Genomic DNA, 12,975 nt, shown 5'->3' with positions numbered 1-12,975 from the left:
ATCTTATTCTGGAAATAATGGGTCCAATAATGAAAATAAGCAAAAGAAAAGGAACCGAAAATAAAAAGAGAAGAATGAGAGTTAAAGTACTCTCATATAGTGTTAAGATACCTTTCGACTTCCCAGTCGTGTACCTGAATACGATATGCATCCCAGTCAGCCCTTGCAAGCCTGAGGACGTTCTCGTGGACGTGCTCACCAAGAGCCTCATGCAGTAAATCGTTCTCAGCAAGGTAGTTTGCAGAATCTTTCAGGGTTGGTGGAAGCATATCGATCCCAAGATCACTTAAGCCTTTGTCGGAAAGTTCGAAGATGTTCTCTTCCCGGGACTCTCCCGGATCGATCTTGTTCCTGATACCATCCAAACCTGCTGCAAGTACAGCAGCGAAGGTAAGGTATGGATTACAGGATGGGTCAGGACTTCTAAGCTCCACACGAGTACCCTTGCCCCTTGCAGCAGGGATACGGATAAGTGAGCTTCTGTTGGCACCGGACCATGCAATGTATACCGGAGCCTCATAGCCTGGCACGAGACGCTTGTAGGAGTTAACAAGTGGATTGCAAATAGCTGTAATGGCCTTTACGTGTTTGAGGAGCCCGCCAATAAAGTAGCGTGCATCGTCACTGATCTGCATGTCCCCATCAGGATCGTAGAACGCATTATCCCCATCCTTTGAAAGGGAAAGGTTCACATGCATACCGGAACCGTTCTCACCAAAAATAGGCTTTGGCATGAAAGTTGCATGTAATCCGTTGAGCTTTGCAATGGTACGGGTAACATACTTGAAGGTCATGACATTGTCAGCAGTGGCAAGTGCATCGCCATACTTGAAATCGATCTCATGCTGACCAAAAGCGACCTCGTGGTGAGATGCCTCGATATCAAACCCGAGCTCCATGAGTGTCAGTACAATATCACGGCGTATATCCTCTGCAAGATCAGCAGGTGCGAACTCAAAGTACCTGCCATAATCATGAGGTACTGTGGTTGCTTTTCCATTCTCTTTTTCGAACAGGAAGAACTCAAGTTCAGGACCTACATTAAGTGTAAAGCCCATATCTTCAGCTTCCTTCATAACTTTTTTGAGAACAAAACGGGGATCGCCTGCAAAAGGAGTTCCATCAGGCAGATAGATATCACACACCATCCTTGCAACAACGCCCTTGGACTGGTTCCATGGAAGTATCGCAAATGAGGAGACATCCGGTTTCAGGACCATGTCCGATTCATTGATACGGACAAAGCCTTCAATAGATGAGCCATCAAATGATATTCCCGCACTAAGAGCTTTTTCTACCTGTGTTACCGGGATCTCAACGTCTTTCACGACACCCTGGATGTCCGTGAACTGCAACCTGATAAACTTAACATTGTTTGCCTCAATGGCCTTGAGTACATCTTCTTTAGTATTGATATTCATTGCATCGCCCACATCAATGGATTGATTTGTACCTAATTACTTTACAGATATATATGATATTATTGTTTAAAACCTACCTTTCATATATCATGTTTTTGGTAAAAATTGGCAACTACTTTGATATAAAAATTGATGCATCCTTTGATAATAGACCTGTAAAAGGATAAGGTAAAGGAAGGAAACTGGAGATCCCTGTTTGAGGGGATATTTCTTGAAATCCAAATTATATTGACGGACGGAATCTTTCAGTTTCCCTTATCAGAAGCCAACCTATAATTGGAGGGAGTAGGATATATAGTCACTGGTGAAAAGCTATCAGCTTTTGCACCCTGACCACTGTTTTAGGATCATTTTAAACAAAGCGGATACCTACATCATGCATCTTGTTGCGTATGGCAATGTTTATCACCAGAGGAGTCAGTGACTCCACCATGCCAGATGTCTCAATAGGACCAGTATCAAGAGGACGCATGTTTGGTATATCCCTTACAAGATCGAAGACTATTTTCTTGGAGTGCATGCAGTTTCCACAGACCGCTATATCATAATCAAGATCAAGGTCAAGATCTGCAAGCTTCTTTGCAGGAACATTGTGGAAAGCCGACACCAGCTCGATGTTTTCTGGCAAGAGACGGACCATCTCCTCGGCCGCACTACCTGCTTCAGGAGTCGTATAACAGAAATAATCGGCATTGTATTTTGAATCCTTAGCGTCAATGGTCACAGGGATATTGTCACTACCAGCCTGCCGGATATAACAGCGGTCTTTCTCCATAGGCACTACCACAGAAACTACGATCTGATCCTTCAGAACAGGAGTTATCAGCTCAACGACAGATGGGAGCTGTTCATAGCGTATTGCAAATAGAATGATATCTGCACCCTCTGCTGCTGCCTTGTTGTCCGTTCCATTGATAGTGGCATCAATGCCTCTTTCACGCAGGATACGAGTATATTCAGCTGCTACGTCCATGGCTTTTTCTGCACTTCTGGAGCCCACTATCACATCATGTTTCTGACCCCAGCGTAAAGCAAATCCTTTACCAATATTACCAGTTCCACCAAGTATTGCGATCTTCATAACAATCCCATTAATCTTCCAAGTTAGTTATATCTGTTTTGACAAGCAGAAAAGCAATACGGGCTAAAAAGGGAAGGGAGAAAACCCATGTCCCTTCAAAACCCAAGAGGTATTTTTGAATTCTTAAGCAATACTTAGAACCATCCGCGGTCTGCCATTGATTCAACAACACGGTTGATAGCGACGACGTATGCAGCGGTCCTCATGTTGATGTTGTATTCTCTGGAAGCCTCGAGGACAGCATGGTATGCGTTTGTCATCTTAGCATCAAGACGGTTGTAGACACGCTCTTCGCTCCAGCGGTACATGTAGAAGTTCTGGACCATTTCGAAGTAGGACACAGTAACTCCACCACCATTACAAAGGAAGTCTGGGATAAGGTGTACACCTTTCTGGAAAAGGATCTCATCAGCTTCAGGTGTTGTTGGACCGTTTGCAAGCTCAGCGACGATCTTTGCTTTGATCTTGTCTGCGTTCTCTTCTGTTATGACGTGCTCGAGAGCTGCTGGGATAAGTACATCGACATCAAGCTCAAGGAGGTCTTCGTTGGAGATCGGCTCTGTTCCTGCGAGGCCGACAACTGAACCGGTTTCCATCTTGTGTGCCTGTGCTGCTTCTGCACTGAGGCCGTTCATGTTCACAACACCGCCCCTGCTGTCACTGACAGCAACGACCTTGCATCCAAAGAGCTCTTCACAGAGAGCAGCTGCGAAGTAACCTGCGTTACCGTATCCCTGAATAGCTACGGTTGCGTCTTTGAGGTCAAGACCGATATCTACTGCTGCTTCACGGACAGTGTAGAGACCACCACGAGCTGTTGCGTCGCCACGACCGAGTGAACCACCGATGCTGAGTGGCTTACCGGTGATGACACCAGCCTGGTTCTTACCGGAGAACTTGGAGAACTCGTCCATCATCCATGCCATCATCTGTGGGTTGGTGTAGACATCAGGTGCAGGTACATCTTTGTCAGGACCTACGATCATTGAAATGCTTGAAATGTACTTCCTTGAAAGGCGCTCGAGTTCACCAGCGGACATTTCCTTAGGGTTGCAGATAACTCCTCCCTTACCTCCACCGAGTGGGATGTCCATAACTGCACATTTCCAGGTCATCCATGCTGCAAGTGCCTTGACTGTGTCAACGGTCTCTTCCGGGTGGAAGCGGATACCACCTTTGGTTGGACCCCTTGCATCATTGTACTGTACCCTGAATCCCTGGAATACCTTGATGGAACCATCGTCCATGCGGACAGGAAGGGACACGTGCATCTCCCTCATTGGGTTTCTAAGGATCTCGTGGATACCTTCATCCATCTCAAGGATGTCTGCGCATTTCTTTAACTGCTTTCTTGAATTTTCAAATGGGTTCTGTTCTGCCATGTGATTTACCTCGCATTTAATTTTAGATAATAATTCTATTTTTAAAAAGACCATGGGAAATATATAGCCTTTTTTGTTAACAATTTTTAATGATCATCTCATTGGTAGTTATAAAGATGTTATCACCAGTGTGACGACTAGGCTAGCTATTACCGATAGGTAGTATATAATAATGACGGTTTCCAATACATTGAAATTAATTAAGATAAGAGCCAAAAACGAGAAGAAGCGACCTCTTATTCAGAAACCGCCTCTGCAAAATCCCCACCAATTCCTTCCGAATTCTACATTTTTTTCTTCGATCTTTCCGATAACTTTTTTAAGGTCATAATTTGAGAGTATAAATTCTACTGACAGATCAACAGTATATATCAACGCACAACTGCCCCCTCAGAACAGCATCCCGTGGTTGCCCGAAGGATCCGGGATCAAGTATAAAGATCAAAACAAAATTGCTAGATGGCACGTTATCTTTATATTACACTACCATGTAGTACCCTTGGCGCATTGTAAGGTCCTTGCACGAGAATATGGCAGAGCCTTTCGGTGAATGTACAGACAACCTCAATGCGGCACATACGATAATGCGACATACGCCTGACACGAGGGAAACCGGAAGGGACAGCGGGGATCCCAATAGGATGATCTTTCGGAGTTAGTGGGCCGGGCTACAGCATTATCGACATCTTCTCAATCATATCAGATAAAGGTCACAGACATGTCTTTTAAAAATGCGCTAAAGGATAAAGGAGATGGCATAACCATCGATCTGGAAGTGACACCGGGCTCAAAAAAAGTCAGTTTCCCCGGAGGTTACAACCAGTGGCGCCAACGCATAGAGATAAAGCTCAGATCCGCTGCCCAGAAAGGTAAGGCTAACGATGAACTTATAGAAAGCCTTGCAGACTTTTTTACAGTAAATACTTCCAGTGTCAGTATAAGGTCAGGTGCAAGAAGTACAAAAAAGACAATTGAGATAGACGGTCTTGATTATGGTAAAGCAGTCAGGATGCTTGGGAATGCTTTTGTAGATATATATTGAAACTTGTCGAAAAAAAGAAACCATTACAAATATATACTATGTTCCGTACATAAATAAGAATGACACTAACTCAAGTTCTTACAAACCCAAACGGCTTTTTTGAAGAGAAGATGAAAAACGAAGTGGAAATGAAAACCCCGCTTCTGATCGTACTTCTCATTGCAGTTCTAGGCGCGATAAACGCTGTAATAATGACACAGAAGATCATGGAGACCCTTCCCCCTGAGGCAGCAGCATTTGCAAGCATAGGGGCAATTGCCGGTGCAATAGGTGCATTCATTGCTGCGATAATCATGTGGGTCATCTATTCAGGAGTATTCTATGCGATCTCATCCATCCTGGGCGGAGAGGGAACGTTCAAACGTGTACTCGAAGTTGTTGCCTACGGATTCATCCCATCCATTGCAAGCGGCATCATAGGCATCATCGTAATGGCAACATCGTTCTCATTTGAGAACTTTGACATGCAGAACCCGGAACTTCTGGAGCAGGCAATGCTTAATGATCCTACAATGAAAATGTCAGTGATAGTCGGGATCCTTTTCACACTATGGAGTGCTAACATCTGGATATTCGGACTTGTCCATGCAAGACACATGACCGTGAAGAACGCAGCAATATCCATACTGGTGCCTGTAGGACTTTACATATTATACACTGCAAGCAAGTTCATAGGTGCATAAAGTGACACTAAAGGCCATTATAAGCATAACACTAATACTGCTCCTGGCACTTACGGTTCCTGCAGCAGCTGATACAGATATCAGGCCAACCGTGGTCGTGGACTATTCCATGGAGCCTGCAGTCCTCATGCCCGGGGATACCGGCACCATCACCATATCCATAGAGAATATGGCAGGAGGAGAAGTGTATGTCCAGGAGGATGACAAGACATTCGATATGAACGCTTACATTGCAAGTATAACGCTTGGCGGTAACAATGATATCGACATCCTCAACAATGAATACACGGACATCGGCCTGCTGGGACCGCGGGATACCATCAAACTGGCATTCAACATACGTGCAAAGGAAAACGCAGAGGATGGCGTCCATTTCCTGAACATGGAACTTGTGGGCGGCAGTGACATGTACGATCTCAACTACAACATCCCGGTCAAGATCGATGGCAGGAACTTAAAGCTTATAATGGCAACAATGCCAACAACGGTGATGAACGAGATCTCAACGATAGAACTTGACATCATCAATACACGACCAAATGATGTAAACAATGTCATAATCAAACCCGAAGGGGAAAATGTCTCATTCAACCCCACAGAAATTTTCGTTGGGAACATAGCTGCAGGCAACAAATCCACAGTGGCAATCACACTCAACACCATGACATCTTCAGGCGGACCAAAGAACATTTCATTCACAGCCTCATTTTTCAATGGCGATAACTACCATGTTTCCGGAAATGAAGAGACAGAGATAAACGTGGTAAGCCAGCCATCACTGATCTTCACCAGCATAGAAGTGACAAAGATCGGGAACAGGTATTCATTTATTGGTGACATCAATAATTTCGGCACGACCGATGCAAAGAACGTACTGGTATCTGTTGTCGAATCCGAAGATATCACACCCATGCAGCCTTACGCGAACTACTTCGTAGGCACACTTGAGGCAGATGATTTCAGCAGTTTCGAACTATCTGCACGCATCCTGTCCTCTGACGTAAAAGAGATACCCATCCTTATTGAATTCCGTGACACTGACAACGTATATTCATCTGTGACAGGCTATATTGACCTTGAAAGTACTTCAGTACCGGAAGGCGGGGATAAGGAAACACCCATATGGATGTGGGGGATCATCGCGATCATAACCATAGCAATTGCCGGAATTATCGTCTATAGCTGGAAGAACAGGAAGACAGCAGAAGTGGAAGAACCTGAAGACCTGGATGAAGAAGAATTAGATGATGCCGAAGCTGATGAAGTCGAAGACTGATGAGGAACCTATGTCCGATCCGATAGTCCAGTTACAGAATGTCAGGAAAACCTATACCCTCGGAGCAAGTGAGATACATGCACTCAATGGAGTCAGCATATCCATTGAAAGAGGAGATTTTGTCACGATAATGGGAGCATCCGGTTCAGGAAAGTCCACCCTTCTCAATATGGTAGGCTGCCTTGACACGCCCACATCAGGTAAAGTGAAGATCAATGGAACGGATATAACTAAACTTGATGATGACAGGCTTACAACTATCCGCAGGGACAATATCGGATTCATTTTCCAGCAGTTCAACCTGATACCCACCCTGACTGCAATTGAGAATGTAGAGATGCCTATGATATTCAGCAGGGTCCCACAAAATTTGCGAAAAGAACGGGCCATGCGCACACTGGAACAGGCAAAACTTGAGGCCGAATATGCATCTCATCGCCCGAACGAGCTATCAGGAGGACAGCAACAGAGAGTTGCCATTGCACGTGCCCTTGCAAATGAACCTCCGATCCTTCTTGCAGATGAACCCACCGGAAACCTTGATTCAAAGACCGGGAAGAGCATCATGGAACTGCTGGTCCGGCTAAATGAAGAGGGCACGACCTTGATAGTCGTCACCCACGACCAGAAACTTACTGAATATTCCAATAAGACCATCGTGCTAGTGGACGGGGAGGTCTCCAATGATATCTATTGAAGATATCCAAAGCAACATGTACCTGCAACTTGCAAGGAGAAACCTCAAGCGCCAGACCTTCCGAACGGTCCTTGCAGCCATAGGTATAATCATCGGGGTCATTGCCATCTCATCCATGGGGATCCTTGGGAACAGCCTGAAAATGTCGGTCACCGATTCATTCGGGGACATAGGGGACAAACTTCTCATATATCCTGCACCCGGAGAGGACGGCGTGACAGAAAAGCAGATCCAGCAGATGAAAAAGGTAGACGGCATAGATGCCATAATTCCTGCCTATTCGACAGGGGACCGGGTCGAATACAAGAATAGCTATACCTTTGGGTCCATCTATAGCATCGAACGAGAGGATCTGGAAAAGCTGGCAGAGGTGGAAGACGGGCAGTTCTTCAAATCCGGCTCAACCGATTGTGTGATCGGATCCTCCATTGCTGACAACCTTGAACTGAGGGTTGGAAGCAAGATCGAGATAGGAGATTCAAGGCTCAGGGTAGTAGGGATCCTGAAAGAGCGCGGGATGGGATTCGATATCGATGCAGACACAGGCGTGTTCACATCGGCACAGATGTATGAGAAGATGTACCATGGCGAGGGGGATGAATATGATTTCGCCATCGTCCGGGCAGAGGAACTTGACAAGGTGGACGACATAAAAGAAGATATTGAGAAGCTCCTGAACAAGAGAGAAGAGGTAATAACCGTTTTCGCAACCAATATCATCCTCGAAAGCATCAATGAAGCCTTCAAGTCCATTTCCCTTTTCCTCATGGGGATCGGTTCGATCTCTCTGCTGGTAGCAGGGGTCAGCATATTGAACGTCATGCTCATGTCCACAATGGAACGCACCAAAGAGATCGGTGTGATGAAAGCAGTCGGTGCCTCGCGGAAGGATGTACTCACAATGTTCCTTCTGGAAGCCCTGCTTCTGGGAGTTGTTGCAAGTCTTATCGGAGGTTTGTTCACCATCGGAGCAGGCTACCTTATACTTTCACTGGTAGTAAAGAATACATCATACCTGTTCTCACTGGCAACCCTGATCTACATATTTGAAGGGATACTGTTCGGTGTTGCTACAAGCCTTATTGGAGGGATGTACCCTGCATGGAAGGCATCGAATATGAGACCTCTTGATGCATTGAGGTATGAGTGAGAGCACAGAGAAAAATATGGAAATCCCATTCATAGGGATCAGAAAAAAGATTATGCCGGCTTGCAAAAAAAACCGGCAATTAAAGACCTTAATTAAGTGAGTCCCTGACGGCCTGGGCTGTACCCTGACCTTTGAATGCCTTTATGAACAAAAGGGTCTCAGCATAGCACATTGCATCGATAGCAGCTTTTGTGTCATCACCCACAGAGTATATCCTGTCAAAGAATTGCTTGACTGCAAACTTGCTGAACTTGCCGAATATCTCGTTGTCGCCCTTGCCCGGAGCTTTCTCTTTGTATGTGGAGATAGTCCAGTTCCTGATATCGTTGAAGAGTTCAGGCTCATAGACCTTGAAGATATCCCAGACAATGTTCTGGTAGAAAGTTGCCACATTTCCTTTGACAATGTCGCCGTGAGGGAAGCGGTTGTGGATAAGATCACGAGGTGTTCCGGTGATACCGTGCTGTGCGATCCTCACATCCAGACCATTGTCCTTCAATGCCTGTGCCACTGCAACTGTCTGGTCGATGTCGATGGATACCTGTTCAATAAGATTTCCGTTGGAATCATAGGTGTTACCGTGTGCGCTTCCGTTGGCAATGGCCAAAAAGTGAGGGAACACACCATTCTCGTTCAACGCCTTGATGAATGTGACTGCCTCTTCCGGACTTGTAAGCACCCTTCCATGATCATCTTCCCTGCCGATCTCACCGACCTCTACTTCAAGACCATATTCCTTGTTCCCCATGTTCTCCTTGATATGAAGACCGATCTTTGTAGTGGCATCGATATTGTCAGCAAGCTCTTCACGCAGGTTACCACCCTGGAAGTTGAACAGGTGGGATGCGTCAATGGCAAAGGATGTGAATCCTGCATCGATCTGCCCGCTAACAAGGGCCTTTGTAGACTCAATGTCCTCATCAGTCCCTTTCTTGATACCTATGTGATCAGCATGCAAAGCCCACATGTCAAAACCGACTTCCTTTGCTGCTTCTCTTGCCATCCTTGAAAGGTCAGATGGCTTCAAACCGGAATATCCGCCTTCCAGATTACACTCGGACCTTGCAAGCTCGAAGATGAGCGGTGCATCCATATCCTTAGCAGCACGCATGATGCCGTTCATGACAAGTGCTATCCTCGGATTAGCGGTTATTATGATAGTGTCCTTGTCAAGCAGGCTCTTAAACATTAATGAACTTGGTATTGGCTCAAAATTATTATTGGTCATATTGTCACCTTCAAATTTCTTTCAGCTATTTTTGATACTTAATAGACGTTTCAATTCATAATCATTTCTATTCGAAAATGTAAGCACCCAGATATGAAATGAAAACACCAAAAACAATAAATACACAACATCCAATGAGTTTAAGATAAAATAAGGGGGCTAAGCCAATGAAACATCTCCTGGAACTGGAAAATAAACTTTCAAATATGACAACTGATGAAATTTACAACTACGCAAAAGATAACTACCCGGAAGAACCGAACATGTGGATGGGAAAGAAAAAACTGGTCGTTCGCAGGATAGTCAATTATGAAAGGAACAAAATGAACATTGAGGAAACTACAGAATAAAATAAGCTCTGCTCTTTTTGAGATAGCATACCTTCTTCAAAGGACATTTTTGTAATATTCAGGAACCAGAGATAGTCTGAAGCAGCCTGACTATTACAACTTCATAGATCAATATACCCAGCATCACACATGCCAGCATAGAGATCAGCCCTACTGTTACAGGTGATCCTGTCATCTTTATTTTTCTCGTAACACACTTTCATCCAGCATACACCCCACACTGCACAGAAGAAATTACCATATAAAATTTGAACTAACAGCTATTTTAATTTTAATAAGAGAGTGGAAAATTAAACCATTTGACGAAAACTAAGAAAACAGAACAAAAGAAAAAATAGAAGACAAAAATGGGAAGAAAAAGGAGAATTTTTGCCTTTTTTATCACTCCTCTTCCACAAGACTGGCACCAACACCCATCACACGTATTCTTGTCTCAAGTGGGTGGTCCCAGCCATCAGGAATTATCTCTTCCTTCTCCACGTCGACCTTTACATGTTCGGGGTCCAGACCTGCATCGGCCATATACTGTATGATCATTTCCTTTCCTGTTGTCGTGGCATATTCAAGTGCTTCTTCATACTCATAGAAATTCATTCGTCCTTTCTCAGAGAAAACATAGAATTCCCAATCCGGTGCTGCCATTGAAACAGGCCTGACAAGGAAATCCACCCTGCGGATACCTTTTGCTGCCAGCGCACCTGCTGCATTGCCGACATTCGAGAATTCAGGGACCACTATATCTGCATCAAGTATTTCTTTGAGGTTTTCAAGATATGCCACCACAGGACCGCCTATCAGGACTACCGGCATCTCGACCTTGAACTTTGTCGGGGACTCGATGTCAAAGATCTTACGGATCTCGTTCTTGGGTATACCCTCCAGGAAGAAGGACATGAGATCAGATGCCATGTTCTTGGCAAATTCCTGTTTTACAAAAGCAGCAAACTCCTGAGCATCCCTCTTGCACAGAGAACCGAGGTACTTTGCGCCTATTTGCGCTGCCTCGACAGTGTGCTCTTCATAATCACCAAGCACGTGCAGGGCGTCCGTGGGTGTGAAACCGATGGTCTGTATCAGGCGTTTCTGAAGCAGAAGATCGATATGTTTGGCTGAAGGATACTTTTTCAGACGATACTTGATCTCCCTTAATGATGTAGGGGTTTCGGATATTGCGCCAAGTACCTCTTTTTCCATGTCGGTTATGTCGATCGGGTCGTATCCAGTCCTGATGAAGAACTTGGTTGGCTGGAAATTCTTACCTATCAATCCTTTAGAAGGCATTGGGTTCGTCTGAAGCTGATCGAGAAATCCGGGGTAAATATCTGCGGCACGACAAAGTGGGATCACCCTTCTTGGCCCGATGTTGACGTGATTGTCCTTGACCCATACATCACTGTCCCCTCCCATTGCAGAGGTCTCCATCTTGATGGCTTTGACCCTTGTCTTCCAGCCGCCTACAACAGCACCTGACTCACTCATGTCCGGAACACCGTCATTTATGACAGAAATATCAGTACTCGTTCCACCTACATCGATCACAGCACAGGTATCATTACCGGTCAGGAAAGATGCACCTACCAGACTGCCCGCAGGACCTGAGAAGATAGACTCGATCGGCTTTTCAAGAGCACTTCTGATACCAATGACAGAACCATCACATTTGAGCATGAAAACATTTGCATCCACACCTTTGGAAACAATATACTGTTCCACAGTAGACATAAAATTCTCAGTGATAGGAATAAGCTGGGCATTAAAGAATGCAGTAACTGCCCTTTCGAAAGCTCCAAGGTCCTGTGAAAGCTCATGAGCACATACAACAGGAAGCCCGGTAGCTTCCTTGACGATCTCTTTTACCCTCAGTTCATGGTCATGATTACGAATACTGAAATAAGAAGAAACCGCAAATGCTGCAACACGGTCTTTGATCCCTGCTGCAAAGACCCTTACAGCCTCCTCATCCAGAGGTGCTGTCTCTATCCCATTATAATTGTGACCACCCGTTACCTGAACAAAATGTTCAGTTGGCAGATCCTTATTTATTTCATAGTTTCCAACAAGGATCAGACCTACAGGAAAACCCGTACCTTCCAGAATACTATTAGTGGAAAGTGTGGTTGAAACGGATACGACCTTCACGTCCTTGAGATATTCATGATCGATCCCATCGATCGCATTCCTTATGCCCCCCAGTGGATCAGGATATGTTGTAAGCGCTTTGTTCGAAGCAATGATAACCTCATCCGAATCCCTCAGAAGTACAGCGTCTGTGTAAGTTCCACCTGCGTCTATACCAAGACTGTATTTCATCCAAAAACAACTCCTTTATCTCATGAAATGAACAATTTGAATAATGGCCTTTCAAGATGGCCTATAACTAATCGATTAAAAAGGTAACCTATACATAAAGATATCGTATTTATTTATCGCCGTTAACTTCTAAAAACCGCACCAGTCGGCACGTCCATAATATAAATAATAAGAAAAAAAGGCAAGAATTGATTGAAACTTTCCATATATAAGAGTAACAGATCGGATTGGAATTAGAAAGAACACGATGATCCAACAAATTGTTATCTTCAAATTTTAATATATTAGGATCATCCATTCTCAATTCTGTAATTTCAAGGGTCTTAAAATTGAGAACGAACAGAGAATTTGTGGC

11 protein-coding genes are annotated in these 12,975 nt (G+C 44.7%); 6 read left to right on the top strand and 5 right to left on the bottom strand.

From position 1 onward, the window contains the following. Positions 1–92: 92 nt before the first annotated feature. From glnA to E7X56_RS00725, 3 genes are all read right to left on the bottom strand, one after another. On the bottom strand, positions 93–1,421 hold the full coding sequence (glnA, locus tag E7X56_RS00735; RefSeq protein WP_135603876.1) for a type I glutamate--ammonia ligase: 1,329 nt from the start codon (positions 1,419–1,421) through the stop codon (positions 93–95). Between the two features lie 352 nt (positions 1,422–1,773). Continuing rightward, the gene (npdG, locus tag E7X56_RS00730) at positions 1,774–2,502 is read right to left on the bottom strand and encodes an NADPH-dependent F420 reductase (protein ID WP_135603874.1); all 729 of its coding nucleotides are present in this window, start codon (positions 2,500–2,502) and stop codon (positions 1,774–1,776) included. Positions 2,503–2,636: 134 nt separating this feature from the next. Further along, positions 2,637–3,884 (bottom strand): Glu/Leu/Phe/Val dehydrogenase, encoded by a 1,248-nt coding sequence (locus E7X56_RS00725; protein WP_135603872.1) that lies wholly within the window; start codon positions 3,882–3,884, stop codon positions 2,637–2,639. Between the two features lie 718 nt (positions 3,885–4,602). Between E7X56_RS00725 and E7X56_RS00720 the strand changes: the two genes are divergently transcribed. From E7X56_RS00720 to E7X56_RS00700, 5 genes are read left to right on the top strand one after another with little or no spacing between them, the layout of a single operon-like run. Continuing rightward, positions 4,603–4,926 (top strand): DUF167 domain-containing protein, encoded by a 324-nt coding sequence (locus E7X56_RS00720; protein WP_135603869.1) that lies wholly within the window; start codon positions 4,603–4,605, stop codon positions 4,924–4,926. Between the two features lie 59 nt (positions 4,927–4,985). Next, entirely contained in the window at positions 4,986–5,609 is a 624-nt protein-coding gene (locus tag E7X56_RS00715) for a YIP1 family protein (RefSeq protein WP_135603867.1), read from the top strand. Position 5,610: 1 nt separating this feature from the next. Then, positions 5,611–6,885, top strand: coding sequence for a COG1361 S-layer family protein (locus tag E7X56_RS00710; RefSeq protein WP_244603345.1), 1,275 nt, complete (start codon positions 5,611–5,613; stop codon positions 6,883–6,885). Further along, a complete protein-coding gene (locus E7X56_RS00705) occupies positions 6,869–7,582 on the top strand; it encodes an ABC transporter ATP-binding protein (protein WP_305791740.1) in 714 nt (237 codons plus the stop codon). Before E7X56_RS00710 ends, E7X56_RS00705 begins: the two co-directional genes overlap by 17 nt. Further along, the gene (locus E7X56_RS00700; RefSeq protein WP_167879405.1) at positions 7,569–8,732 is read left to right on the top strand and encodes an ABC transporter permease; all 1,164 of its coding nucleotides are present in this window, start codon (positions 7,569–7,571) and stop codon (positions 8,730–8,732) included. The genes E7X56_RS00705 and E7X56_RS00700 overlap by 14 nt, the downstream gene beginning before the upstream one ends. 88 nt (positions 8,733–8,820) lie before the next feature. On the opposite strand, the gene E7X56_RS00695 is transcribed toward E7X56_RS00700, so the two are convergent. Further along, entirely contained in the window at positions 8,821–9,960 is a 1,140-nt protein-coding gene (locus E7X56_RS00695; protein WP_135603865.1) for a class II fructose-bisphosphate aldolase, read from the bottom strand. A 167-nt stretch (positions 9,961–10,127) separates the two neighbouring features. Here E7X56_RS00695 and E7X56_RS00690 point away from each other — a divergent pair, with 167 nt between their 5' ends. Further along, positions 10,128–10,310 (top strand): hypothetical protein, encoded by a 183-nt coding sequence (locus E7X56_RS00690; protein ID WP_091689327.1) that lies wholly within the window; start codon positions 10,128–10,130, stop codon positions 10,308–10,310. Positions 10,311–10,691: 381 nt separating this feature from the next. Here E7X56_RS00690 and E7X56_RS00685 read toward each other — a convergent pair whose 3' ends face one another. Further along, positions 10,692–12,620 carry a hydantoinase/oxoprolinase family protein gene (locus tag E7X56_RS00685; RefSeq protein WP_135603863.1) on the bottom strand — a complete coding sequence of 643 codons (1,929 nt, stop codon included), beginning with the start codon at positions 12,618–12,620 and terminating at the stop codon, positions 10,692–10,694. Positions 12,621–12,975 lie beyond the last annotated feature (355 nt).

Origin of the sequence: Methanococcoides sp. NM1 (assembly GCF_900774285.1) — an archaeon.
Taxonomy (GTDB): Archaea; Halobacteriota; Methanosarcinia; order Methanosarcinales; family Methanosarcinaceae; genus Methanococcoides; species Methanococcoides vulcani.
The sequence above is the reverse complement of the archived record's forward strand: the minus strand, read 5'-3'. Positions and strand labels throughout refer to the sequence as shown.